18 protein-coding genes are annotated in these 25,814 nt (G+C 64.5%); 13 read left to right on the forward strand and 5 right to left on the reverse strand.

Annotation, left to right across the window (positions count from 1 at the left end; translation table 11 throughout):
- Positions 1 to 1,029 (reverse strand): glycosyltransferase family 2 protein, encoded by a 1,029-nt coding sequence (locus tag IVB24_RS36940; RefSeq protein WP_247771497.1) that lies wholly within the window; start codon positions 1,027 to 1,029, stop codon positions 1 to 3.
- Positions 1,030 to 1,424: 395 nt separating this feature from the next.
- Between IVB24_RS36940 and IVB24_RS36945 the strand changes: the two genes are divergently transcribed.
- From IVB24_RS36945 to IVB24_RS36965, 5 genes are all read left to right on the forward strand, one after another.
- On the forward strand, positions 1,425 to 2,225 hold the full coding sequence (locus IVB24_RS36945) for a methyltransferase (RefSeq protein WP_140482685.1): 801 nt from the start codon (positions 1,425 to 1,427) through the stop codon (positions 2,223 to 2,225).
- 291 nt (positions 2,226 to 2,516) lie between these two features.
- Positions 2,517 to 4,886, forward strand: coding sequence for an exopolysaccharide transport family protein (locus IVB24_RS36950; protein WP_247771498.1), 2,370 nt, complete (start codon positions 2,517 to 2,519; stop codon positions 4,884 to 4,886).
- Positions 4,879 to 5,682, forward strand: a complete 804-nt coding sequence (locus IVB24_RS36955; protein ID WP_247771499.1) for a WecB/TagA/CpsF family glycosyltransferase — start codon at positions 4,879 to 4,881, stop codon at positions 5,680 to 5,682. Before IVB24_RS36950 ends, IVB24_RS36955 begins: the two co-directional genes overlap by 8 nt.
- Before the next feature lie 14 nt (positions 5,683 to 5,696).
- On the forward strand, positions 5,697 to 6,689 hold the full coding sequence (gene galE / locus IVB24_RS36960) for a UDP-glucose 4-epimerase GalE (RefSeq protein ID WP_094973144.1): 993 nt from the start codon (positions 5,697 to 5,699) through the stop codon (positions 6,687 to 6,689).
- A gap of 91 nt (positions 6,690 to 6,780) precedes the next feature.
- Positions 6,781 to 7,732, forward strand: a protein-coding gene (locus IVB24_RS36965; RefSeq protein ID WP_247769420.1) for an IS630 family transposase whose coding sequence is annotated in 2 segments (ribosomal slippage) — positions 6,781 to 7,121 and positions 7,120 to 7,732 — 954 coding nt in all. Because the reading frame shifts where the segments join, the coding sequence is not laid out codon by codon here.
- 70 nt (positions 7,733 to 7,802) lie between these two features.
- Here the strand turns inward: IVB24_RS36965 and IVB24_RS36970 are convergent.
- Entirely contained in the window at positions 7,803 to 11,918 is a 4,116-nt protein-coding gene (locus IVB24_RS36970; protein WP_247771500.1) for an EAL domain-containing protein, read from the reverse strand.
- A 297-nt stretch (positions 11,919 to 12,215) separates the two neighbouring features.
- Between IVB24_RS36970 and IVB24_RS36975 the strand changes: the two genes are divergently transcribed.
- From IVB24_RS36975 to IVB24_RS36985, 3 genes are read left to right on the forward strand one after another with little or no spacing between them, the layout of a single operon-like run.
- A complete protein-coding gene (locus IVB24_RS36975; protein ID WP_247771501.1) occupies positions 12,216 to 13,268 on the forward strand; it encodes an Ldh family oxidoreductase in 1,053 nt (350 codons plus the stop codon).
- A gap of 21 nt (positions 13,269 to 13,289) precedes the next feature.
- Positions 13,290 to 14,657: an LLM class flavin-dependent oxidoreductase gene (locus IVB24_RS36980; RefSeq protein WP_247771502.1), complete on the forward strand. Its 1,368-nt coding sequence runs from the start codon at positions 13,290 to 13,292 to the stop codon at positions 14,655 to 14,657.
- Positions 14,658 to 14,672: 15 nt separating this feature from the next.
- Positions 14,673 to 15,458, forward strand: coding sequence for a fumarylacetoacetate hydrolase family protein (locus IVB24_RS36985; protein WP_247771503.1), 786 nt, complete (start codon positions 14,673 to 14,675; stop codon positions 15,456 to 15,458).
- Positions 15,459 to 15,568: 110 nt separating this feature from the next.
- Here the strand turns inward: IVB24_RS36985 and IVB24_RS36990 are convergent, their stop codons facing one another.
- Positions 15,569 to 16,024 carry an Lrp/AsnC family transcriptional regulator gene (locus IVB24_RS36990; protein WP_247771504.1) on the reverse strand — a complete coding sequence of 152 codons (456 nt, stop codon included), beginning with the start codon at positions 16,022 to 16,024 and terminating at the stop codon, positions 15,569 to 15,571.
- Positions 16,025 to 16,177: 153 nt separating this feature from the next.
- On the opposite strand from IVB24_RS36990, the gene IVB24_RS36995 reads away from it, so the two are divergent.
- From IVB24_RS36995 to IVB24_RS37005, 3 genes are all read left to right on the forward strand, one after another.
- Positions 16,178 to 19,624, forward strand: a complete 3,447-nt coding sequence (locus IVB24_RS36995; protein ID WP_247771505.1) for an indolepyruvate ferredoxin oxidoreductase family protein — start codon at positions 16,178 to 16,180, stop codon at positions 19,622 to 19,624.
- A gap of 76 nt (positions 19,625 to 19,700) precedes the next feature.
- Positions 19,701 to 21,122 (forward strand): indoleacetamide hydrolase, encoded by a 1,422-nt coding sequence (gene iaaH / locus IVB24_RS37000; protein ID WP_247771506.1) that lies wholly within the window; start codon positions 19,701 to 19,703, stop codon positions 21,120 to 21,122.
- Positions 21,123 to 21,213: 91 nt separating this feature from the next.
- Positions 21,214 to 22,165, forward strand: a protein-coding gene (locus tag IVB24_RS37005; RefSeq protein ID WP_247771507.1) for an IS630 family transposase whose coding sequence is annotated in 2 segments (ribosomal slippage) — positions 21,214 to 21,554 and positions 21,553 to 22,165 — 954 coding nt in all. Because the reading frame shifts where the segments join, the coding sequence is not laid out codon by codon here.
- 12 nt (positions 22,166 to 22,177) lie between these two features.
- Here the strand turns inward: IVB24_RS37005 and IVB24_RS37010 are convergent.
- On the reverse strand, positions 22,178 to 23,227 hold the full coding sequence (locus IVB24_RS37010; protein ID WP_247771508.1) for a DUF3616 domain-containing protein: 1,050 nt from the start codon (positions 23,225 to 23,227) through the stop codon (positions 22,178 to 22,180).
- Positions 23,228 to 23,364: 137 nt separating this feature from the next.
- Here IVB24_RS37010 and IVB24_RS37015 point away from each other — a divergent pair, with 137 nt between their 5' ends.
- On the forward strand, positions 23,365 to 23,631 hold the full coding sequence (locus IVB24_RS37015; RefSeq protein WP_247771509.1) for a hypothetical protein: 267 nt from the start codon (positions 23,365 to 23,367) through the stop codon (positions 23,629 to 23,631).
- On the opposite strand, the gene IVB24_RS37020 is transcribed toward IVB24_RS37015, so the two are convergent.
- Positions 23,615 to 24,526 (reverse strand): LysR family transcriptional regulator, encoded by a 912-nt coding sequence (locus IVB24_RS37020; RefSeq protein ID WP_094973153.1) that lies wholly within the window; start codon positions 24,524 to 24,526, stop codon positions 23,615 to 23,617. The genes IVB24_RS37015 and IVB24_RS37020 overlap by 17 nt on opposite strands.
- 134 nt (positions 24,527 to 24,660) lie before the next feature.
- On the opposite strand from IVB24_RS37020, the gene IVB24_RS37025 reads away from it, so the two are divergent.
- Positions 24,661 to 25,812, forward strand: coding sequence for an HlyD family secretion protein (locus IVB24_RS37025; protein ID WP_094973154.1), 1,152 nt, complete (start codon positions 24,661 to 24,663; stop codon positions 25,810 to 25,812).
- Positions 25,813 to 25,814: the final 2 nt, after the last annotated feature.

The raw sequence follows: 25,814 nt of genomic DNA on the forward strand, positions 1-25,814 counted from the left end.
TCACGACACGATCTTCGAGGCCTCATAGGGCTTCGGCTCGATCCCGAACGCCGCAAGCATGGAGCCGAGCGCGACCATCACGGGATGCATCGCCACGACGGCCTTCGACGACGTCAACAGACCTGCGGAACGAACCAGCGAGAGCGGCAACCGCCCGAGCATCCGCACGAACACTCGCGCGCGCGCCGCCGCACTCTGCGCGGCCTTGTACTGCACACGATAATTGATCGCCCCGATGCGCAGGCCGCGCTTGGCGATCCAGCCGAGGCTGGTGCGGCTCTGCGGCACGGTCTCGGTGATGACCGCCTCCGCCGTCCAGTGAAAGACCATGCCGGCATCGCGGCACCGCACGAAGAAATCGCAATCGCCGCCGCCGAGGAAATTGAAGCGCAGGTCGAAGGCGGGGCGATCGAACCGCTCGAAGGCGGACCGCGTGATCAGACAATTGCCGCAGCCATAGATCAGCGGCACCGCGCCGGAATAGTCGTAGGCGGGACAGAAGGCGGGATGACGCGACAGCCAGGGCTTGCTGTCGTCGTCGAAGTCAGGCAGCACCGGACCGCCGACCACGTCGGCGCCGGTCGCCTCCGCGGTGCGAACCATCAGCTCGAGCCAGTCGCTCGATGCGATCTCGTCGTCGTCGATCATCAGGAAGCGGGTCGCGGCAGGAAACAGCGCCTGCGCCGTCTCGAATGCGGCGTTGATCGCCTGGCAATTGCCCTGCCGCTTCTCGACGAGGCAGACGCCCTGAAGCCTGCCAGCAGCCAGAAACTCCGCGGCAACCGGCGCGCTCTCGCGCTGCGTGGCATCGTTCTCGACCATGACGACGGCGAAGGAACGCGGAGTCCGCTGGTTCGCCAGCGATTCCAGCGTCAGCCGCAGATGCTGAGGACGGCGGAAACAGGGAATGCAGACCACGATACCGACCGACAGGTCGATGACCCCGGAGCTCGCCACGATCTCCCGGTTGGGATCGCGCACGGCATCCGAGATACGCGTGGCGGACAGGTCTGTCGGGATCAATGTCATGACGTTCTCAATGTCCGAGATATGTTGAAAAAGCCCTGCTTCAATTACGCATTCCCGTGACGGCACACCGCCGCGGGACAGATTCGTCCCAGAGTGAACGGCCGGTCGATGGCGCGTGCCCAGAGCTCGCGCCGGTTTCCCGGCCGTCACAAGGCAACCTCATGCGCTTAACCGCTTTCGCCTGTTTCTCCTGCGAAACCATGTGCGCGTGGTACTGCAATTCGCGGTCCATGCGCCGATGAAGACCCAACATGAACAATGCCGTAGTTAATGCCCATGCGCATTAACCCGACCGTAAGCACTGCAACCGGTGGGACGTCGCGGCATCGGATTTGCTCTTCGGGCACGCGAGTTTTTTCCTGTAAATTTGAATAGAACAAGCGCGGTCAGAAAATATGAACAAGCCAGCCACGATCGATTTTGCGACAGCCACGGCGATCCGGATCCCCGCGGCCGCCGCACCCGTCCAGGCGCTTCACGATCTCGTCCCCGGCGAAGCGCGCGACAGCCTGCTCGCCGTTCACGACGTGCTGCGGCGCGAACTGCCGCAAGGCCAGCTCGCCATCTATGAAGCCGGCGGCGGCTCCTGCAGCGTCCTGCCGCCGGAGTTGCCTGGCCGCAGCAAGGTCACCGTGGTCGACATCGACGAAGACCAGGTCCGCAACAACACCTACGCGGATGAGGCGATCCTCGGCGACGTGCAGACCTACCGTTTCGCCCGCGAGACCTTCGACCTCGTGATCTGCTACAACGTGATCGAGCATCTGCCCCATGTCGACGCCGCGCTGCTGAACTTTCGCGATGCGCTCAAGCGCGGCGGGCTGATCCTGATCGGCGCGCCCAATCCCCGCTCGCTGTCCGGCATCGTCACCAAATATTCGCCGCACTGGTTTCACGTCTGGTTCTACCGGCACATCCGCGGCATCAAGGATGCCGGCCTGCCCGGCGAGCCGCCGTTCCCGACCTTCTTCCATCCGCTGGTGACGCTGCCCCGGCTCGAAGCCTTCGCGACCGCCAACGGGCTGGAGATGATCTACCGCCGTGAGGTCGAGAGCCCGCGCTATCCCGAGATGCGCCGGCGCAAGCCGCTGTTCGCGGCGCTCGTGGACGCCGGCGCGGCCGTGCTGAATACCATGCTGTCGCGTGGGACCGACGTCCGTCGCGGCGACTATCACGTCATCCTGCGGAAAAGCTGAGCATCATGACGCGCGCGCAGCCCGTTGCAGAACAGGCGGAGCCTCGCGGCCAAGCCGTGCGCGGTAACGAACCGTTAATCTCGAGGGATCCCCTGCATGTCGGGCGTCGCGAGGACGCACCGCGGAGTGGCGAGCGCTTAAACGCTTTGTTTGCCATTTCGGTGAATAGTCCCGCAATGAGTATGGTTAATTTTCCCTGTTGCGTTGATTGGGCACCTATATCCCGGGTGCATGGCGTAGAGCGAAGAGTAACCCCTCAGCCTGCGGCACTTGGAATGAAAGCTGGGGATCATGCTTGACTATAGTCAGCCGATAGATCGGGCGAGACCCGAGCCCCCTCAACAGAAGTCTCAGGCCGGTTTCAACGTGCTGGAGCTCGCCAATTTGCTCTGGCGGCGCAAGATCGCGATTGCCGCGGCTGCCCTGCTCGGCGCAACGCTTGCCGTCACCGTGGGCAAGAGCCTGACGCCACGCTACACCGCCACCGCCCAGCTCTATGTCGATCCGCGCGAGCTTCAACTCGTCGATCGTGAGCTCACACCGCGCGCGCAGGACGTCTCCGGCATGTCCATGGTGGTGGAGAGCCAGGCGCGGCTGATCACCTCCAACAGCGTGCTGCTCAAGGTGATCCAGCAGGCCGCTCTCGACAAGGACCCGGAATTCGGCGGCGGCGGTGACGGCCAGAGCCTGATGTCGTCGCTGCTCGGCCTGATCGGCCTGCAGCCGCGCGCGCCATCCGCTGCGGACAACAAGGAAGTGCAGCTTGCGGCGCTCGAGGCGCTGAACCGGCACATCACGATCCGCAAGACCGAGAAGAGCTTCATCGTCGACATCGAGGTCTGGTCGACGGATCCGGCGAAAGCGGCGATGCTCGCCAACACGCTGACCAATGCCTACCTCGCCGAATCCCGCAACTCGCAGGCTTCGGCCGCACGGCGCGCCACCAACGATCTCTCCGGCCGCCTCAAGGAGCTGCGCGAGCGGCTGCGCAATGCCGAGACCACGCTCGCCACCTACAAGGCCCAGAACAATTTCGTCGGCACCCAGGACGCGCTGATCAGCGATCAGCAGCTCTCGGCCAGCAACCAGCGGCTTTCCGCGGCCCGCGCGGCGACGATGGATGCGCAGGCGCGGCTCGACCAGATCGAGGCGAGCCGCCGTACCGCTGCCGATGCCGGCGCGATCCCGGAAGCGCTGCAATCGCCGACGATCGCGAACCTCCGCGCGCAATATGCCGATGCGCGCAAGAAATACGCCGAGCAGGCCGGCGAGCTCGGGCCGCGCCATCCGGCGCTGCGCCAGACCGAGAAGCAGGTCGAGGATCTCAAGCGCACCATCAGCGAGGAGATCGACCGCTTCGCCCAGTCCGCCAAGAACGATCTGACGCGCGCCCGCGACTACGAGGCCTCGCTCAACCGGGCCATGGAAGCGCAGAAGCGGCAGAGCTTGCAGCTCAGCCAGGCCGCCGTCCGCCTGCGCGAGCTCGAGCGCGAATCCGATGCCAGCCGCGACGTCTATCAATCCTTCCTCAAGCGCTCGCGCGAGACCGAGGAGCAGGAGACGCTGAACACGTCGGCGGCCCGAATCATCGGCGAGGCGACGGTGCCGCAGCGGCGCTCGTTCCCGCCCGCCATGAGCATGTTCGCCATGATCGGCTTCATCTTCGGCGCGCTCGCGGCGTCGAGCTGGTTTGCCGCGGCCGAACTGCTGCTCGTCGGCGCGCCGGCGCCCGCACCGGCCAACCGTGAGCGCAAGCCGGCGCCGGAGAGAACGCGCACTCCCGAGGTTTTGCCGGCTCCGGAAGCGCCGCAGCCTGCCCAGGTCTCTCGACTTGCGGAGGTGGCGCAGGACCTGCCCGAACTTGTCGCGCCGTCGCTGCAGCCTGCGATGGTCGAAGAGCCCCTGATCGAAAAGCCACTGATCGCGCGCCTCCAGGAGGCCGACGTCATCCACACGTTAGGCGCCATTCTCGCCACCGGCGGCGGCGTCGACCTCACCCGGCTGGGCTGGCCGACGTTGCGGCCCGGTTTTCCCCTGACGAAGCTGCTCAACACCTGGCGCGACATGCGCACTGCCGCGGCCCGGCGCGCCGGCGACAAGGCGATGCCGGTCATCGCGATCGTCGGTGCAGGCGAGACCAGTGGGCGCAGCGTGAGCGCGCTGAACTTCGCGCTTGCGGCGGCGCGCGACGGCGCCCGCGTGCTGATGATCGATACCGACCATCAGGCCCGCGCGCTCTCGAACAAGGTCAGCCGCCCCGGCAAGAGCGAGCCGAGCAGGCTCGGCTGGCTCTCGATCGGCAGCAAGGCCGCCCGCGAGATCAAGACGGTCAACGGCATTTCGGTGCTGCCGGTCGGCGAAAGTGACGCCGGCAAGGCCGCCGACGCGATCCGCAAGGCGATTGCGCAGGCGCGCGCCGCAGGCGGCTATGACCTCGTGATCCTCGACGGCCCCGCGATGCCGCTCTCGGCCGGCGGCCGCAAACTGCTCGACGACACCGACGCGCTGGTGGCGGTGCTGCCGACCAGCCTCGACATCAACGACAGCCTGGAAGAAATCCTGACCGCGCTGGGCCGCGCCGAGCGCAAGCTCGTCGGCGTCGTGCTGGACGAACTCACCCCGGCACTCCAAACGCGCCAGCGAGGCAGACAATATGCTTGAGCGTCGCGTCAACATCGATGGACGGGCAGCAACGGTCGACGTGCCGCGCATCACCGTCGGCGGGCTTCGCATGGCAGCGATCGATCTGGAAGCGACCGCCGATTTCATGATCGAAGCGACCGATCCCGACAATCGCATCGGCCGCCCGTTGTTTCTGACCTCGGCCAATGGCGAGGTGCTGGCGCGCTGCTCGACGGAGCCGCAGACCGAGCGCCTGTTCCGCGCCGCCGACCTGATCAACGCCGACGGCCAGCCGCTGGTGGCGGCCTCGAGGCTGCAATCATGGTTTCCCCTGCCCGAGCGCGTCGCGACCACGGACCTGTTCCACGTCGTCGCGCGCAAGGCGGAGGCGGTCGGCCGTACCTTCTACCTGTTCGGCGCCAGCGAGGCCGAAAACATCGTGGCCGTCGAAAACGTCCAGAAGATGTATCCGAACCTCAAGATCGTCGGACACAGCCACGGCTATCTGAGAGGCGAGGCGCTGCGCGCCAAGGTCGAGGAGATCAACGCCCTGGCGCCGGACTATCTTTGGGTCGCGCTCGGCGTGCCCAACGAGCAGGCATTCGTGGAGGAGTTCACGCCGCACCTGACCAATGTTGGCGTTATCAAGACATCGGGCGGCCTGTTCAACTTTTTGTCGGGCAGCCGTTCCCGCGCGCCGCGATGGATGCAGAAGGTCGGACTCGAATGGGCCTGGCGCACCTTGCTCGAGCCGCGCCGCCTGTTCTGGCGCTATTTGACCACCAACCCCCGCGCGCTCTATCTTCTCTTCAGCCGCAATAAACCCCTCCGCTAAGAGAAGAAGACGACATGACCGACCGACCGACTGTCCTCGTCACTGGGGGCGCGGGCTATATTGGCTCGCATGCCTGCCGCGCATTGACCGCCGCCGGCTACCAGCCCGTCGTTTACGACAATCTTTCGACAGGTCATCGCAGCTTCGTTGCCGGCCCGCTGGTGACGGGCGATCTGCTCGACGGCACGGCGCTGGCACGCGCCTTCGCCGACCATGAGATCACGGCGGTGATGCATTTCGCCGCGGCGAGCCTGGTCGGCGAGTCCATGACCGATCCGCAGAAATACTACATCAACAACGTGCAGGGCACGCTGTCGCTGTTGCAGGCGATGCGCAACGCAAACTGTCAGCGCATCGTGTTCTCCTCGACCGGCGCCGTCTACGGCAACGCCGATTCCAAGGAACTGCCGGAAGACTTTCCCTGCATGCCGATCAATCCCTACGGCGCATCGAAGTTGATGATCGAGCGGATGCTCGCCGATTACCGCTCGGCCTACGGTTTCGGCGCGTTCTGCCTGCGCTATTTCAACGCCAGCGGCGCCGATCCGGCGGGCGGCATCGGCGAGCTGCGCGACAATGAAACCCACCTCATTCCCCGCGCCATGATGGCGCTGCAGGGCCATGTCGAATTCGCAGTGTTCGGCGAAGACTACGACACGCCCGACGGAACCGCGATCCGCGACTATATCCACGTCACCGACCTGGCCGCGGCGCATGTCGCTGCCCTGAAGCTCCTGGAAGGCGGGCATGCCGGCGGCAGCTTCAATCTCGGCACCGGCTCCGGCTTTTCCGTGCGCCAGATCCTGAACGCGATCAGGCAGGAGACCGGCCGCGAGGTGCCGCACACCGTCAAGCCGCGCCGCGCCGGCGATCCGACTTATCTGGTCGCGGATCCTTCCGCGGCGAGAAAGGTGCTGAACTTCGTACCTGGCCATTCCGACCTGGCTACGGTCATCCGCACCGCCTGGGCCTGGCACCAGAAGGCGCATCCGTTCAGGCAGCGTTAGAGCATTTTCCAACCTGTCGGAATCGGTAGGGGATTCCCTTGCGAGGCAAATTGTGATTCACCCTGAGGGCTGGTGATGGAGGCCAGCCCCCATGGCTAAACCGCTGTCGCCGGACCTTCGCATTCGTATTATTCGGGCTGTGGAAGATGAAGGCATGAGCCGTCGGGGCGCCGCTGTTCGGTTCGGCGTGGCGCCCTCGACAGTGATCGAACTGGTTGGCGAGTGGCGAAGGACCGGCGCCTGTGAGGCGGGAACGCAGGGCGGAGACCGGCGTTCAGCTCGGATCGAGGGTCACGCTGCGGAGATCCTCTCCCTGGTCAAGGTTACGCCTGACATGACGCTGGCCGAGATCGCTGACCATCTCTTCAAAGTCCACGGCGAGCGTTTCGTGCCGAGCGTGATCTGGCGATTCTTCGATCGTCGCAACATCACGTTCAAAAAAAACATCGCACGCCAGCGAGCAGGATCGGCCGGACGTGGCCGCTGAACGCGCAGCGTGGAAGGCGTCTCAGCCTGAGATCGGCATCCATCGGTTGGTGTTCATCGACGAGACGGGGGCTTCGACCAAAATGGCGCGGCGCTACGGCCGTTCGCCGTACGGCCAGCGCTGTGTCGCAGCGCTTCCGCATGGTCATTGGAAGACGACGACATTCGTCGGCGCGCTTAGAGCGACCGGTATGACCGCGCCGATGGTCCTCGACGGCCCCATGGATGGTCCGGCGTTCGAGGCTTACGTGACGCAAGTCCTGGTACCGACACTCAAGCCCGGTGACATCGTGGTGATGGACAATCTCGCAGCACACAAGCGGACCGAGATCGCCATCGCAATCGACGCGGCGGGCGCTCAGCTCCTCTATCTCCCGCCTTATTCGCCCGACCTCAATCCGATCGAAATGGCCTTCGCAAAGCTCAAAGCCGCCCTGCGAAAGGCCGCCGCCAGATCAATCCAGGCTTTGGACAATGCTATCGCCCTCACCACAGCCGCCTTCACCGCCCAAGAGTGCCTGAACTTCTTCGCCGCGGCAGGTTATGATCGCGCCTGATCAGAATCTGCTCTAGCCGATCAAGGCGCCCGCGTCTTGCTCCGGCGGCATCGGACTACACCCGCGGCCGTCAGACGACAGCGCGCTTCAGCCGTGACGCCGCAGCTTCCGTGGCGGCAACGTCCGGCTCCGGCTGGAGCGGCGGGGCAATCGGCAGAACCATCGGCCGCAGCAGTTCGGCCATCTGCCTGGCCGGCAGCGGCTTCGAGATCAGGAAGCCCTGCATCTCGTCGCAGCCATGGGTACGCAGGAATGCCTCCTGCTCGGCGTTCTCGACGCCTTCGGCGACGACGGTCATGCCGAGCGCCTTGCCCATGCTGATGATGGCCTGTGCGATCGCCTGGTCCTCGGAGTCCTGCGGCAGGTCTCGCACGAAGGAGCGGTCGATCTTGATGGTGTCGATCGGGAAGTGCTTCATCAGCGACATCGACGAATAGCCGGTGCCGAAATCGTCGATGGCGAGGCGGATGCCGCGGCTCTGGATGGCATCGAGCACCTTGAGCGCCCGGCCGACGTTGCGCATCATCATGCTCTCGGTGACTTCGAGCTGGAGCAGCACCGGCGACATGCCGCTGGCCGCCAGTGCCTCGTCGACGTCCTGCAACAGATGCTCGTCGGCGAACTGCCGCGGCGACAAATTGACCGCCATCGACAACGGCAACAGGCCGCGGCGTTGCCACGCCATGGCCTGCGCGCAGGCTTCCCTCAGCACCCAGCGGCCGATCGGCACGATCAGGCCGGTCTCCTCCGCGAGCGGGATGAACTGAGCCGGCGAGATGTTGCCGAGATCGGGATGCGCCCAGCGCAGCAGGGCTTCCACGCCGGTGATCTGGCCGGTCGCCATGTCGACCTTGGGCTGGTAGTTCAGCGAGAACTGCTCGCGCTCCAGCGCGCGGCGCAGCGCGCTCTCCAGCGACAGCCGCTCGATCGACTGCGTCGTCACTTCCTTGGAGAAGAAGCGGTAGCCGTTCTTGCCGTCCTCCTTGGCCAGGTACATCGCCATGTCGGCGTTCTTGGTCAAGGTCTGCGCGTCGGAGCCGTTGGCCGGATACATCGCGATACCGATCGAGGCCGTGGTGTGGCACTCGTGTCCGGCCAGTTCCATGGGCTCGGCGAGTGCCGCGAGCAGCTCGGTCGCGATGCGCTGGACGTCGCCGATCTCGCCGCACCGGTCGAGGATCACGACGAACTCGTCACCGCCGAGCCGCGCCACCACGTCGCTTGCCCGCAACGCGCCACGCAAGCGGTTGGCGACTTCGAGCAGGAGCAGGTCGCCGGCCTCGTGCCCCAGTGAATCGTTGATGACCTTGAAGCGGTCGAGATCGATGAACAGCACGGCAAAACGATGATCGTGACGCTCCGCCGTATCGATCGCCTCCCGCAGGAGTCCGTTGAAGGTCTCGCGGTTGGGAAGGTCGGTCAGGCTGTCGTGCGAGGCGAGGTACTCGATCCGCTCGTCCGCCTCGTTCTTGGCATCGGCGCGATCGAAATTCTCCATCGCAAAGGACACGTTGTCGGCCAGACGCTGCAACAGCTCGACGAACTCGGTCGTGAAGGTGCCGGGCTCGGTCGACATGTAGATCATGACGCCGACGGGCTGGTCGTGCGCGATGAGCGGAAATGCTGCGCCCGAGCGCGCCCCGTCGCCGCGGACGACCGCATGGAAGGCGCGGACGCGATCGTCGTTGAGATAGTCGTTGCTGATGCAGGGTTGTCGCGTGCGGAACGCCGTACCGCTCATCCCGCGCCCTTCGGGCCGCTCCGGATCGACGGAGAGGCGAACGTTCCGTGTGGTGTCGGCGGACGGGCCCGCGCTCGCCACGATCTCCAACTGGTCGCTGTCGGCCCTGGCCAGCGCGATCGTGGTCGACGTGAACTTGGCGCCGTTCGATGCGGCAAGGCAGACCAGGTCGAACAACTCGGCTCGCGACTTCGCCCGCATGATCGCCTCGTTGGTCGCGCTCAGGGCCGCGAACATGCGCGTCAGGCGCTCTTTCTGCGCCTCGGTACGGGCCTTTTCCTCGGCACGATCGAAATTGTCGAGGGCGAAGGAGACGTTTTCGGCAAGGCGCCCGAGCAGCTCGACCAGATCGGGCGTGAACGTGTTCGCCTCGGGTGCGAGGAAAAGCAGAATGCCGATCGATTCCTGGCCTGCTTTCAGAAGCGGGAAGCAAGCGGCGGCCCGCGTTCCATCCTCGATCGCCTTCGTCCGCCAGTGGGCCGATCGCGGCTCGTTCAGATAGTCGTTCATGACGCTGGGCCGGCGGGCCCGGAGCGAAGTGCCGATGATCCCGTGGCCTTCGGGATGGTCGACGGAAATGCTGCAGGTCCGTCCGACCATTTGCTGCTGCAGCCGCCCCTTCACCGCGACGACGCGAACCAGCTCTTGTTCCTTGTCGATGATACCGATCGTGGCCGACGCGAACACGTCACCGAGGACGGCCGCCTGGCACGCCGCCTCGAACAGGTCTTCGCGCGTCTTGGCGCGCATGATCGCTTCGTTGGTTGCGCTCAGCGCTTCGAACATTCCGCTCAGGCGGTTGCGCAGCTTGTCTGCCCGTGCCTTCTCCTCGGCACGGTCGAAGCCCTCCAGTGCGAAGGCGACATTGGCCTGCAGCTTGCGCAGCAACTCGACGAATTCGGGTGTGAACGTGCCGCGCTCCGGAGAGTTGAACAGGAACACGCCCTCGACCTGATCGCCGTTGAACAGCGGCAAGGCCGCGGAGGATGCGATCCCGTTGCGGCGCGCGCTGGCGTGCCAAGGCGCGATACGTTCATCGGCGAGCACGTCGTTGCTGACGGCCGGCCGGCGCGTGCGGAACGCAGTACCCGTCAGTTCGCGCCCCTCCGGCACATCCTCGGAGATCGAGAACTTGAAGTTGCGAATCTGGTCCGCGTTCGGCCCGTAACAGGCGACGACACGCAGCAGCTTGGCGTCACGGTCGACCATGGCGATGTTGGCCGACGTGAACTTGGCGCCCTTTGCCGTCGCCTCGCAGACGAGATCGAACAGTTCGGCGCGCGACCGCGCCCGCAGGATCGCCTCGTTGGTCGCGCTGAGTGCGGCATACATGCGCGCCAGCCGCTCCTCCTCGGCCGCGATTTGGACCTTCTCGGACTCTCGACCGAAATTGTCGAGGGCAAAGCATACGTTTTCGGTGATCCGGAACATCAGGGCGACGCCTTCTTCGTCCCTGGCCCACGAGCTGCTGACGAAGGACAGCATGACGCCGATGCTTTGCCCATGCTTGATCAGGGGAGCAGCGACACAGGCGACGACGCCAGTGCTGACGTTGGCTTGCTCCCAGGGCGTGCCCTTGGTGCGGCGGGGCAGATCGTCCTCCAGGCATGGCTTTTGCGAGCGAAACACCTCACCTGAGATGCCGCGGCCATGGGGATTATCCGGATCGACGGAGTACCGGGCCTGAGCGACCAGCTCCAGATTCTTGCCCGTGCCGGCGACAGGTTTCAGCCAATCGGAATCCTGCTCCTTCAGCAAGATGAAGGTCGCCAGCGATTTCCCTCCGTGGACGGAGGCATCGCACACGAGCTGATACAGCTCCTGCTCGGTCTTGGCACGCAGGATGGCCTCGTTGGTAGCGCTGATCGCGCCGTACATGCGGTTGAGCCGCCGCGCCGTTCGCTCGCTGGTCTGCCGCGCGGTCTCACGCGCGAAATTGTCCAGCGCATAGGAAATGTTGGCCGACATGCGCTCGAACAGCGACACCATCTGGTCGCTGAGCGAATTCGGGTCGCTGCGGGTCACCAACAGCACGCCGACACATCTGCCGTCGCAGAGCAGTGGCAGCGCAGCGGCCGCGCCTATGCCAGCCGCAGCCGCCCCCTCGCGCCACGCCAGCGAGCGCGGATCGTTCAGATAATCGTTGCTGATGCACAGCTTCTGATCGCGAAACGCCTCGCCCCCGACGCCCGAGCCTTCAGGCGTGCCGGCTTCCGTCGTGATCAGGATGGAGCGCAGTCGCGGAATGTCGTCGCCGCAGCCGGCCGCAAAACGAAGCCGTCCGCCATCCTGTCCCGCCAGGAACACGGTAACGGCCAAGAAATCCCCACTCGAAAACCCGGCGTCGCAGACCTTCTGGTACAGCTCGTCCGGCGATTTCGCGTAGAGGATCGCTTCGTTAATGGCGCTCAACGCCGCAAAGGTGCGCGCGAGTGTCGTCGACACGATCTCAACTCCCGGGCATTTCTGCCTATTTGTCCCGGGTGACTTTATGAGGGCCATCGCCTAAGTGGTCGTTATTGCGCGCTGCAAACAATCGATCAAAGTGAACGAGCTGCGAACGACCCGGGCAAAATCATCGAAAATACCGCCGCACGGGACGGATCCTCAGCGAGAGGCGCGACCTCTTTACGAATTTGCAGCCCTGTATTGGTTTACGAGAGATTGATATCGCAGCAGCGCTTTGAGACGATGGCCTCCAACAATCAGTGCCCGCCAAGGGCAAGGACCCCGGGGAACGCCATGCCGATCGTCACGGCCGATCGCCTCACGCGCGTCGGCGCCGCGCTGCTCCGCGCCGCCGGAGCTTCCGAGGAAGAAGCCGACGCCGTCGCGGTCGGCTGCGTCAACGCCAATCTGGCCGGCCACGATTCCCACGGCGTGATCGCCGTTCCCACCTATATCGACCGCATCAAGGCCGGCCACATCGTTCCCGGCGCCAAATGGACCGTCGTCCAGGAATCGCCGACCACGACCGTGATCGACGGCCATTGGGGCTTTGGTTTCCACGTCAACGCCAAGGCGATGGCGCTGACGATCGAGAAGGCCAGGACGGCGAATGTCGCGGCCTGCACCGTGTTCCGGCAAAGCCACGTCGGCCGCCTCGCCGCCTACCCCTTGATGGCGATGCGCGCAGGCATGATCGGGATTGCCACGGCGGATTCCGGGCGCTCGCCGAAGCACGTGGCGCCGTTCGGCGGCAAGGAGGCACGGCTCGGCACCAACCCGATCTCGATCGCGGTGCCGTCCGATCTCGACGCGCCGTTCTATCTGGATATGGCGACTTCGGCGGTGGCGGCCGGCAAGATCCAGCTCGCGGTCGCGCGCGGCGAGGAGATTCCGGCGGGCTGGATCATCGATGCCAACGGACGGCACACCACTGACCCGACGCAATACCGCAAGGGCGGCGCGCTGCTGCCGCTCGGCGGCACCGAGGGCTACAAGGGCAGCGGTCTTGCCGCCATGGTCGAGGTGCTCTGCGGCCTGCTCACCGGTCTCGGCTTCGGCGTCGAACCGACGGGCCGTCACAACGACGGATGCTTCATGGCCGTGTTCAACGTCGCCGCCTTCCGGCCGCTGCAGGAGTTCAAGCGCGAGGTCGCGGAGTTCGCGCGTTATCTGAAATCGACGCCGCCGTCCGAAGGCAGCAAGGGCGTGTTCTATCCCGGCGAGATCGAAGGCCTGCGCGAGCAGCAGCGCCTGCGCGACGGCATCGAGATCGAGGATGCCACCTGGGAGAAGCTGCGCTCCCTGGCGCGCGAGTACAGGCTCGACACCGTCCTCGATCTGACCTGACGGCATCAGGAGAACAGCAGCATGACGAGACAGATGGTCCTGGTCGGCTTCCTCCAGGCGCAGAACTGCACCAATCTGCCGAGCTCCTGGCGGCATCCGGACTCGCGCGACGATTCGATGTCGGCGGACTATTATCAGGAGATCGCCAGAATTCTCGAAGCCGGCAAGTTCCACATGGCCTTCTTCGACGATCGCCTGGCGATGCCGGATCGCTACGGCAACGACCACGCCCATACCGTCGAATACGGCATCCGCTGCGTGAAGATGGATCCGCTGATCGTGCTGACCACGATGGGCATGGTCACCGACAAGCTCGGGCTTGGCGCAACCTGCTCGACCACTTATTACGAACCGTTCGACGTCGCTCGCCGCTTCGCGACGCTCGATCTGATGTCGGGGGGACGCGCGGGCTGGAACGTCGTCACCTCGCTCAATGACGGTGAAGCGCTCAACATGGGGCGCGACTCCCATCCCGAGCATGATTCCCGCTACGACAAGGCCGACGAGTTCATGGAGGTCGTGCTCGGTCATTGGGACACCTGGGAGGACGGCGCCCTCATCATGGACAAGCAGAGCGGCCGCTTTGCCGATCCCGCCAAGGTGAAGCGGCTCGATCACAAGGGCGCCGCGTTCAAGTCGCGCGGGCCGTTCACCGTGCCGCGTTCGCAGCAAGGCCATCCCGTGATCATCCAGGCCGGGGCATCGGGCCGAGGCCAGCGCTTTGCCGGGCGATGGGGCGAGGTGATCTTCACCGCCGCGCGCAACCTTCAGGCCGCCAAGGACGGCTACGCATCCGTGCGCAGCGAGGCCGCCAAGGCCGGTCGCGATCCCGATGAGATGTTCCTCTGCAATTTGACGACGCCGGTCTGTGCCGCGACCAAGGCCGAAGCCGAGGACAAGATGGCGCTGATCAACAAGCTGCCGCTGCAGATCGACGCGCTGTCGCTGCTTGCCGAAGCTCTCAATTACGACTTCGCCTCCAAGGATCTCGACGAGCCGCTGACGACGGACGAGCTGAAGAGCATGCAGGGCATCCTGGGCATCCGCGACGGCGTGCTGAAGAATTCGGGCAAGAGCAATCCGAGCGCGCGCGACTTCGTCACCTTCTCCGGCCGCGGCCAGGTGCAGGACGCCATGGTCGGCGGCCCCAGGGAGATCGCGGACAAGCTCGAGGAGATGTTCGTCGAGCGCGGCTGCGACGGCTTTGTCATCGCCGCGACCTACGTGCCCGGCTCCTACGCCGATTTCGTCCAGCATATCGTGCCGGAGCTGCAGCGCCGCGGACTGTTCCAGAAGGACTATCGCGGCAAGACATTGCGGGAAAACCTTGGCCTCGAGCGACCGGCGGCCGGCGCCTGGAAAGTGCGGCCGCGCGATGCCGCGGAATGATGGCGGGTACATAACATGCGCTGGTTGAAGTTCACGGAGACAGGCAAGTCCTCGTGGGGGATTATCGAGGGCGACAAGGTCATCGCGGTCGACGGAGATCCTTTCGGCGAATGGCAACGCAGCTCGCGCACGCATCCGCTTGGCGACGTCAGGATCGAGCTGCCGCTGATCCCGCGCACCTTCTACTGTGTCGGCCTGAACTATCTGAAGCACCTGAAGGAGGCCGCTGACAAGCGCGGCGAAGTGCCGGCCGTGCCCGATAGGCCCGAGATCGGCTATCGCGCCCAGAACGCGCTGATCGCGCATGACGAGGACGTGGTGATCCCGTCCTTTGCGACGGAGAAGATCCACTATGAGGGAGAGCTCGTCGTCGTCATCGGCAAGAAGGTGAAGCACCTCACCGAAGAGAACGCGATGGATTGCGTGTTCGGCTACACCATCGGCAACGACGTCAGTGAGCGCAGCTGGCAAAAGGCCGATCGCAGCCTGTGGCGCTCGAAGAACGCCGACACGTTCAAGCCGATGGGGCCGTGGATCGAGACCGAAGCCGATCTCGAAAAAATGGAAACGATCGTCCGGGTCAACGGCCAGGAGACCAACCGCTTCGCGACCGCGGACATGATCTTCGGCGTGGTGCCGTTCCTGGTGGAGCTGACGAAGTATTTTACGCTGTGGCCCGGCGACGTGATCTGGATGGGCACGGACGGTGCCTCGCCCGACATCAAGCATGGTGACGTCGTGGAGATCGACATCACGGGGGTCGGGACGTTGCGGAACAGGTTTGTGCGGGAGGGGCGGTAGCAACGGTGCCGTAGGGTGAGCAAAGCGAAGCGTGCCCACCGCGTTTGCAATTGAAAGATGGTGGGCACGGCGCTGTGCGCCTTTGCCCACCCTACGGCATCTCTCTCATCTCAAAACGGTAGCGCCACGCTCGACTTGATCTCCTTCAATACCACGTTGCTGCGGACGTAGCGGATGCCGGGGATGCGGAACATGAACTCGTCCAAAAATCGATTGTAGGCCGCCATGTCCTGCACGACGACGCGCACATGATAATCGGCATCGCCCGTGGTCGCAAAGCACTCCAGCACCTCGCGCCGCTTGGTCACCTGCGCGACGAATTCGTCGACGAATTTGGCGTCGTGCCGCTCCAGCGAGACGTGAAGGATGGCCGACATCGCAAAGCCCGCCTGCTCGCGCGCGATGAGCGCCGCATAGCCCTGGATGACGCCGGCTTCCTCCAGCGCGCGCACCCTGCGCCAGCAGGCCGAAGTGGACATGCCGACCTCGTCCGCCAGTTGCTGGTTGGTGGCACGGCCATCCTTCTGGAGATGAGCGAGAATCCGCACGTCCTGGTCTTCAATCATGGAATCTCCGGGTTTGATAAGAATCTACCAAAATCGACCACGATATGCAAAATTCTACCGATATCGTGTTCGACATCGGTTGAATAGGTAAGACCTACCAGCGGCCCGGGCATACCCTTGCGTCATTCGGCAGGATGCCGCGGGAGGTCCGCCTTGGACGCCGTTCCGTCACTCGACACGTACGAACTCTCCGACCGCTACGATCGCGAGGAGGGCCGCGTCTTCCTCACGGGAACGCAGGCCATCGTCCGCATCGCGCTCGATCAGGTCAGGCGCGACCGGGCCCATGGCCTCAACACCGCCGGTTTCATCTCGGGTTATCGCGGTTCGCCGCTCGGCGGCATCGACCTCGAGCTCTGGCGCATCCAGGAGCGGCTGACGCGGGACCGGGTCGAATTCCTCCCCGCAGTGAATGAGGACCTCGCCGCGACCGCCGTGCTCGGCTCGCAGCAGGTCGAAACGCAAGGAGATCGCGAGGTCGATGGCGTGTTCGGGCTCTGGTACGGCAAAGGTCCCGGCGTCGATCGTTCCGGCGACGCGCTGAAGCACGGCAATGCCTACGGCTCCTCCCCGCATGGCGGCGTGCTGGTGGTCGCAGGCGACGACCACGGCTGCGTCTCCTCCTCGATGCCGCATCAGTCCGACGTGGCCTTCATGAGCTGGTTCATGCCGACGCTGCATCCCGCGAGCGTCAGCGAGTATCTCGCGTTCGGCGAATATGGCTATGCGCTGAGCCGCTTCTCCGGCATGTGGGTCGGCTTCAAGGCGATCTCGGAGATCGTCGAGTCCGGCGCCTCCGTCGCGCTGCGTCCGCCGCGCGTCTTCCGCACACCGGACTTCACGCCGCCGCCGGGAGGTCTGCACTACCGCTGGCCGGATTTGCCGGGCCCACAAATCGAGGAGCGGCTGGAGGCGAAGAAGCACGCGGTCTACGCCTTCGCAAAGGCCAATCCAATCGACCGTCGCATCTACGACGTTCCGGATGCGACCTACGGCATCGTCACCACCGGCAAGGCCCATCTCGATCTGATGGAGGCGTTGCGGCTGATGGGTCTTGACGACGCCGCCTGCCGCAGCATCGGCATCGATATCTACAAGGTCGGCATGGTCTGGCCGCTGGCGCTGCATGACGCCATGGATTTCGTGAGGGGCAAACGCGAGATCCTCGTGGTCGAGGAGAAGCGCGGCATCATCGAGAGCCAGTTCAAGGAGTATTTTTACGATTATCCCGGCAGCAAACCCGAACGCATGGTCGGCAAGCACGACGAAACCGGCGCAAGGCTGATGTCCTGGATCGGCGAGCTGTCGCCCCGCGCGCTGGCCGGCGTGCTGGCGCGCCGGCTTGATCCGATGTTTCCGGGCCTCAATCTCGCCGCACGCGCGGCCGCGCTGATGCCGGAGGCCGCACGCACCATCAACGTATCAGGCGCAACGCGCACGCCCTATTTCTGCTCAGGCTGCCCGCACAACACATCGACGAAGGTGCCTGAAGGCTCCAAGGCGCTGGCCGGCATCGGCTGCCACTTCATGGCAAGCTGGATGGACCGCGAGACATCGTCGCTGATCCAGATGGGCGGCGAGGGCGTGAACTGGGCGGCGTCGTCGAAATTCACCGGGCGCAAGCACGTCTTCCAGAATCTCGGCGAAGGCACCTACTACCATTCCGGCTCGATGGCGATCCGGCAGGCGATCGCGGCCAAGGCCAATATCACCTACAAGATCCTTTTCAACGATGCCGTCGCGATGACAGGCGGTCAGCCGGTCGACGGTCCCATCAGCGTGCAGGCCATCGCCCACAGCGTCCGGGCCGAAGGCGTGACGCGCATCGCGCTGGTGTCGGACGATCCCGCACAGTTCTCACCTGCCGACCTGCCGGCCGGCGTCACCCTTCATCCCCGCGAGGAGATGGATGCCGTGCAGCGCGAGCTGCGCAATATTCCCGGGGTCTCGGTCCTGATCTATCAGCAGACCTGCGCCACTGAGAAGCGACGCCGGCGCAAGTGTGGGCAGATGGCCGACCCAAAGCGCTTTGCTTATATCAACGATCTCGTCTGCGAAGGCTGCGGCGACTGCTCGGTCGAGTCCAACTGCCTCAGCGTCGAACCGAAGCAGACGCCGTTCGGCCGCAAGCGTCAGATCAATCTCTCAGCCTGCAACAAGGATTTTTCCTGCCTCAACGGCTTCTGCCCGAGCTTCGTCACCGTCGAGGGCGCCACGCGCCGGACGAAGGGTGCAAACCAGATCGACGCCGCTGGGCGGGCCGCGACACTTCCCCTGCCCGAGCCGGCAACGCTCGACCGTCCCTACGACCTGCTGGTGACCGGCGTCGGCGGCACCGGCGTGATCACCGTTGGCGCGCTGATCGGCATGGCCGCGCATCTGGAACATCGCGGCGTCTCGGTGCTCGACTTCACCGGCTTTGCGCAGAAGTTTGGGCCTGTGCTGAGCTACATCCGCCTTGCCTCGAGCCCCGAGACGCTGCATCAGGTCCGCATCGACCAAGGCGCGGCCGATGCGCTGATCGGCTGCGATCTCGTCGTCAGCTCCTCGCCAAAGGCGTCCGGTACCTACCGCCGCGGCACGCGCGCTGCCGTCAACACCGCGGAGATGCCGACCGGCGACGTCGTCCGCTTCCGCGACGCCGATCTCGCCTCCCCCGCCCGCCTGCGCGCGATCGGCCAAGTCATCGGCGAGGGCAATCTCGGCACCATCGATGCCAACGCGCTCGCCGAGCGGCTGCTCGGCGATGCCGTCTACGCCAATATCATCATGCTCGGCTTTGCCTGGCAGCGCGGGCTGGTCCCGATCTCGCTTGCCGCGCTGCTGCGCGCGATCGAGCTCAACGGCGTCGCAGTCGAGCGCAACAAGCAGGCCTTTGCCTGGGGCCGGATCGCGGCCGCCGATCCCGACCTCTTGAAGGCGGACGATGCGCCCAAAGCCGAAACGCTCGACCAGCTCATCGACTGTCGCGCCGACTTCCTGACCGCCTATCAAGATGCCGCCTATGCCGCACGCTACCGAAAGACAGTCGCAAAAGTCCGCAATGTCGAAGCTGTCCTGAGCAGCGAGGCTCTGACCGAGGCGGTCGCGCGCGCCCTGTTCAAGCTGATGGCCTACAAGGACGAATACGAGGTGGCACGGCTGCACATGCAGAGCGGATTCCTCAATGAGCTGAAACGAGAGTTCGAGGACGGCTTCAGCGTCCAGTACCACCTCGCACCGCCATTCCTGCCGTCGCAGCGCGACGCTCGCGGGCGGCCGCGCAAGCGCGCCTTCGGCCAATGGATCCAGATGCCGCTTGCCATGCTCGCGCGGCTGAAGGGATTGCGCGGAACGCCGTTCGATCCGTTCGGCTACGCCCGAGAGCGGCGGACCGAGCGCGAACTGATCACATGGTATGAAGCTCTGATCGATCGGATGCTCGGCGAGCTCGGCACGGCGCGTCTTCCGGATCTCGTCGCGATTGCCAAGGCGCCGATGGAAGTCCGCGGCTATGGCCCGGTCAAGGACGCCGCGATCGGGAAGACGAAGACCGAGGTCGAGCGATTGCTTGGCGAACTCCACACGTCGTCGCCGGCAAAGATGCGCGCCGCCGGTTGACGCGGAGCCGGCGAGGCTTCAGCCTCTATGCTCGGGAGGGCGCCCTGATGGCTGCCCGCCAGGAGAGTGACGCATCATGGATTTCGACCAATTGACCCTGGGCCAGGCCGCAGCCGGCGTCCGCGCCGGGACCGTCACGAGTGCAGCCCTCACGGCGGAGGCTCTTGCCCGCGCCAAGGCCAACGCCGATCTCAATGCCTTCATCACCCTGGACGAGGCCGGCGCCCTGAAGGCCGCCGCGGCATTCGACGCGACGGGCAACAAGGACAAGCCGCTCGGCGGCGTGCCCATCGTGATCAAGGACAACATCGAGGTCGCGGGACTGCCTTGTAGCGCCGGCACGCCCGCCCTCAGAGACTACGTTCCAAAGGCCGATGCGCCGGTCGTGGCAAAGCTGCGCGCGGCGGGCGCGATCATCATCGGCAAGTCCAGCATGCACGAGCTGGCCTTCGGCATCTCCGGCTACAACACCGCGTTCAGGACCGGCGCCGAGTTCGGCGTGCGCAATGCCTATGACCGCACCCTGATCGCCGGCGGCTCCTCGTCCGGGACCGGCGCTGCGATCGGCGCGCGGATCGTCGCAGGCGGGCTCGGCACCGACACCGGCGGATCGGTGCGCGTGCCGGCCGCACTGAACGGATGTGCCTCGCTGCGCCCGACCGTCGGCCGCTATCCGCAACAAGGCATCGCCCCGATCTCGCATACCCGCGACACCGCGGGGCCGATGGCCGCGACCATGGCCGACGTCGCGCTGCTCGATCGCGTGATCACGGGTGGCGCGGCGGTCGCATCGGCCGACCTGAAGCAGGTGCGGATCGGCATCGTGAAGACGATGTTGACCAATCTCGATGTCGACACCGAAACCGCTTTCCAGGCCGCCATCGAGCGAATGAAGGCACAGGGCGTCACGGTCGTTGAGGTCGAGATGCCGCAGCTCGCCGAGCTCAACGGCCAGGTCGGCTTTCCCGTCGCGCTGTATGAAGCCTACGACGACATGGTCGGATATCTCGCCCACACCGGCACAGGCCTCACCATCGAAGCGCTGGCGATGGAGATTGCCAGCCCCGACGTGAAGGGTACCTATGATGGCCTGGTGATCCCGCGCAAACTGCCGGGTCCGGACGATACGCTGCTCGATGCCAAGCCGATCTACGACGCAGCGGTCAAGACCGCGCGACCGGCGCTACAGGCGCTCTACAGTAAGATCTTTGCTGACAACCGGCTCGACGCCATCGCCTTCCCGACCACCCCCCGCGTTGCGATCCCCTCCGATCCCGAGTCCAGCACGCTCGAGAATTTCGCTCTGTTCATCCAGAACACCGACCCCGGCAGCAACGCGGGCATCCCCGGAATCCAGATCCCGATCGCGCTCGGCGCCACCAGCAAATTGCCGATCGGACTCGAACTCGACGGCCCCGCCGGCAACGATCGTCGCCTGCTCGCGATCGGCATCGCGCTCGACGACGTATTCGGCCGATTGCCGGCGCCGACGCGCTAGAGCATTTTCCAACCTGTCGGAATCGGTAGGGGATTCCCTTGCGAGGCAAATTGTGATTCACCCTGAGGGCTGGTGATGGAGGCCAGCCCCCATGGCTAAACCGCTGTCGCCGGACCTTCGCATTCGTATTATTCGGGCTGTGGAAGATGAAGGCATGAGCCGTCGGGGCGCCGCTGTTCGGTTCGGCGTGGCGCCCTCGACAGCGATCGAACTGGTTGGCGAGTGGCGAAGGACCGGCGCCTGTGAGGCGGGAACGCAGGGCGGAGACCGGCGTTCAGCTCGGATCGAGGGTCACGCTGCGGAGATCCTCTCCCTGGTCAAGGTTACGCCTGACATGACGCTGGCCGAGATCGCTGACCATCTCTTCAAAGTCCACGGCGAGCGTTTCGTGCCGAGCGTGATCTGGCGATTCTTCGATCGTCGCAACATCACGTTCAAAAAAAACATCGCACGCCAGCGAGCAGGATCGGCCGGACGTGGCCGCTGAACGCGCAGCGTGGAAGGCGTCTCAGCCTGAGATCGGCATCCATCGGTTGGTGTTCATCGACGAGACGGGGGCTTCGACCAAAATGGCGCGGCGCTACGGCCGTTCGCCGTACGGCCAGCGCTGTGTCGCAGCGCTTCCGCATGGTCATTGGAAGACGACGACATTCGTCGGCGCGCTTAGAGCGACCGGTATGACCGCGCCGATGGTCCTCGACGGCCCCATGGATGGTCCGGCGTTCGAGGCTTACGTGACGCAAGTCCTGGTACCGACACTCAAGCCCGGCGACATCGTGGTGATGGACAATCTCGCAGCACACAAGCGGACCGAGATCGCCATCGCAATCGACGCGGCGGGCGCTCAGCTCCTCTATCTCCCGCCTTATTCGCCCGACCTCAATCCGATCGAAATGGCCTTCGCAAAGCTCAAAGCCGCCCTGCGAAAGGCCGCCGCCAGATCAATCCAGGCTTTGGACAATGCTATCGCCCTCACCACAGCCGCCTTCACCGCCCAAGAGTGCCTGAACTTCTTCGCCGCGGCAGGTTATGATCGCGCCTGATCAGAATCTGCTCTAGCCGCTGGAGCAGGGCGGAGGTCGAGGCCCTGATCCCGGTATTTCGATCGGGGTGGGCGCACCTTCCTTGTCGCCGTCGAACACGATCAGGACACGCAGCCCGGTCGACGTCTTGTCCAGCGGCAGGAGTCCCTCCGGCTTTCGCTTCGGATCGAATGGCAGGTCCTTCAGCAACTCGACGGATTCCGATGCGCCGTCCCACGCATAAACGGCGTAAGTCCCGGGTCCGTCTGCACCTGGACCTGCCAGAACGAGAATGCGATCCCCGAAGGATGCGAGATCGCGCACGCCGCGTCCGTCGCCGAGCGGCAGCCGGTACAGACGATGGTCCGGGCTTTTTCCATTGCCAAACAGAGGGGCCATCTCGACGGACAGAACGACGGCGCAGTTGCCGTTCAGCACGGGGCCTCGGAATCCGGCGAGCAGCGTCCGATCGTCCTTGATCGCGACGCCTTCGATCGTCAGCCCGTTGGCCTCCAGCCGCATGTCCACGAAGGGGAGAAGAGCCGGCTCGCTCGCAATGACATCTCTCAGCTTGGGCGTACGCTCGCCTGACGCATTGCCATCCGCCCCCGTCGTGCGGAATCGGACGATCTGGCTGCTTGCGGCGATCTTCGCTCCGATCTTGGCGGCATCTTTCTTGGGATCGAGCTTGTGCTCCTTGTCCCGCGGATGGCCGTGCGAGCCGATGACGTAATAGTATCCGTTGGAGAAGGCGACGCCCTCGCCATCGAGTTCGAGCGCCTTGTCATTGAACGTGTTGTCGATCAGCTTGACCGGGCTGCCGGCAACGAGCTTTCCGTCGGTCAGCTCGATGAATTGAGCGTCCTGGAGGTTGTCGTCGATGACGAGGCACGAACGGGGAAATCCATCCGCGGTCGTGCAGGCGATGCCGCTGACGTCCTTGGACTTGTCGCCATTCTTGCCGATCAGTCTGTTCTTGACCGGCCACGCATCGTCGGTGGCAGCAAAAGAAGGCTGCACACTGCTCGCCGCCATGAGGCCGAGCAGCAAGATCGCAAGCCATCCCGTTCTGGCAAGGGTCATCGAAGCCTCCTTCAGCTGCAGTCGGTCCCGCTATGGCCGAGCCGTCCAGCTTCACCGCGATATGATGTCGCCAGTCCCCTGCGAAGTGGGCACGCCATCGAACGCTGATCGGCTTGCCGCCTGTCGATGCGTCAGACATGGAGAAGCAAGAGATGGAGAAGCAAGAGATGGAGAAGCAAGAGATGGAGAAGCAAGAGATGGAGAAGCAAGAGATGGAGAAGCAAAAGCCGGAAAGCCGGCTTGAACGAAACGTCACATCGAAGAAACAGGATCGGACCGAACCATCTCGGTCCAAAATAAATCAGCATATCTTAGGTTGCATTGTTCCAGATACCCAGCTGATGTCAACTCAACTTTCCGGCGGACATGGCGCCGTCGGCGAGAGTCTCATGAATACGGATTGATCAGCTTTTGCTGCTCGGCGCTGTGCTGCGCGAGCAGGTCGATGAAGGTCCTGACCTTCGCCGACAAATGATGACGATGCGGATAGACCGCGTTCATGGACAGCTCGATCGTCCGAAGTTCCGGCAAGAGGCGCACGAGGCGGCCGGCTTCGAGGTCGTCCTGAATGAGAAATCCCGCCATCAGACAGATTGCGGCACCGTCCAGTGCGACCTTGCGCAGCGCTTCCCCGCTATTGGTGACGAAGCTGCCCGAGATGCGTACGGAGGCCGGTGCGCCTTTGCGATCGAGGAAGCGCCATTCATCGCCGAACGGATAGTTCAAGTGCCGGCCACAATTATGCGCGGCGAGCTCGTCGAGCTTCTGCACCCGGCCGTACTTCTCGAGGTAATCGTGCGAGCAACACAGGACGTGACGCCAGGTGGCGAGGCTGCGGACGATCAGGCTCGAATCCGGCGGCGAGGTCATGCGCAGGGCGACGTCGTAGCCTTCCTCGATAAGATCGACGTCGGCCTCGCCCATGCGCAGATCGACCTTGAGCTCCGAATAGGTCGACAGCAGCTTTGCCACCACAGGCGCGACGAACTGCACCATATGCGTGGCGACGTGGATGCGCAGCGTGCCGCGGGGCACCGACTGCAATTCGCTGGCGATATCGTCGGCCTGTTCGAGATCGGCGAGGACCTGGGTCGAGCGGTCGTAATAGGCCTTGCCGATTTCGGTGAGGCTCACCTTCCGCGTGGTGCGGTTGAGCAGGCGCACACCGAGCCGATCCTCCAGCGCCTGCACGTGATTGCTCACCATGGTCGTCGACATGTTGAGCCGGCGCGCGGCGGCGGAAAAGCCGCCGTTTTCGACGACGTGGACGAAGGCAGTGAGGCTGGTAAAGCGATCCATCGCTCTGATTATCCACTCTTGCTGGATAATGCTTCAACTTATTCCAAGATTATCACAAGGACCGCGACAGCACATCTTACCGATACCCAACAAGGTACCTTCAGTGCGGGCCGTCTGGGATTTCCGAGGATGCCATGTCGAACGCTACTTATGTCACTGAAACAAAAAGAAAAATCAGCCTGCGCCCGTCCCGGCAGGCAATCGGGCGTGCAGCAATCGGGCTGGCGCTGGCCATCGGCGTCGCGATGGCCGCCGACTATGGCTACGACTATTTGAAAACGGGTCGCTACCTCGAGACAACCGACGACGCCTATGTGAAGGCCGACTCCACGATCATCGCGCCAAAAGTCTCCGGCTACATCGCCAAGGTGCTGGTCAGTGACAACGAAAAGGTGAAAGCGGGCCAGGCGCTGGCAAAGATCGACGATCGCGACTTCAGGGCGGCGCTCGACCAGGCCAAAGCCGACGTGGCCGCCGGCGAGGCCTCGGTGCGCAACATCGATGCCCAGATCGAACTGCAACAGCCGATCATCGAGCAGAGCACGGCTGATGTCACCGCAGCCGACGCCAACCTGAAATTCGCCCAGGAAGAACGCGCCCGCTACGACGACCTCATGAAGACCGGCTCCGGCACCATCCAGCGCGCGCAGCAGACCGACGCGGCGCTGCGCGCAAGCAGCGCGCAATTGCAGCACGCGAAATTTGGCCTGCTGGCCGCGCAGCGCAAGATCGACGTACTCACCACCCAGCGTGCCCAGGCCGCGGCCCAGCTCGAACGGGCCCGCGCGGTCGCGCAGCAGGCGGCGCTGAACCTGTCCTATACCGAAATCACCGCGCCGGTCGAGGGCACCGTCGGCGCCCGGAGCTTGCGGGTCGGCCAATACGTCCAGGCCGGCACGCAATTGATGGCGGTGGTGCCGCTCGATGCGGTCTATGTCGTCGCCAACTTCAAGGAGACCCAGCTCACACATATGCGCCCGGGTCAGCCGGTCGAGTTGCACGTCGACAGCTTTCACAATCGAACCCTGCACGGCCACGTCGACAGCCTGTCGCCGGCGAGCGGGCTCGAATTCGCGCTGCTGCCGCCCGACAATGCCACCGGCAATTTCACCAAGATCGTGCAGCGGGTCCCGGTGAAGATCGTGCTCGACGACCACAGCCTCACCGGCCTGCTGCGCCCCGGCATGTCGGCGGTGCCGACGGTCGACACCAAGCAGACGGTGCTGGCCGGGCGCGAGACGGCGAAGCGGCTGGCGGACAACACGTCCCGCCCCAACGGCGGCTGAAG

Origin of the sequence: Bradyrhizobium sp. 192 (assembly GCF_023100965.1) — a bacterium.
Classification (GTDB): domain Bacteria; phylum Pseudomonadota; class Alphaproteobacteria; order Rhizobiales; family Xanthobacteraceae; genus Bradyrhizobium; species Bradyrhizobium symbiodeficiens.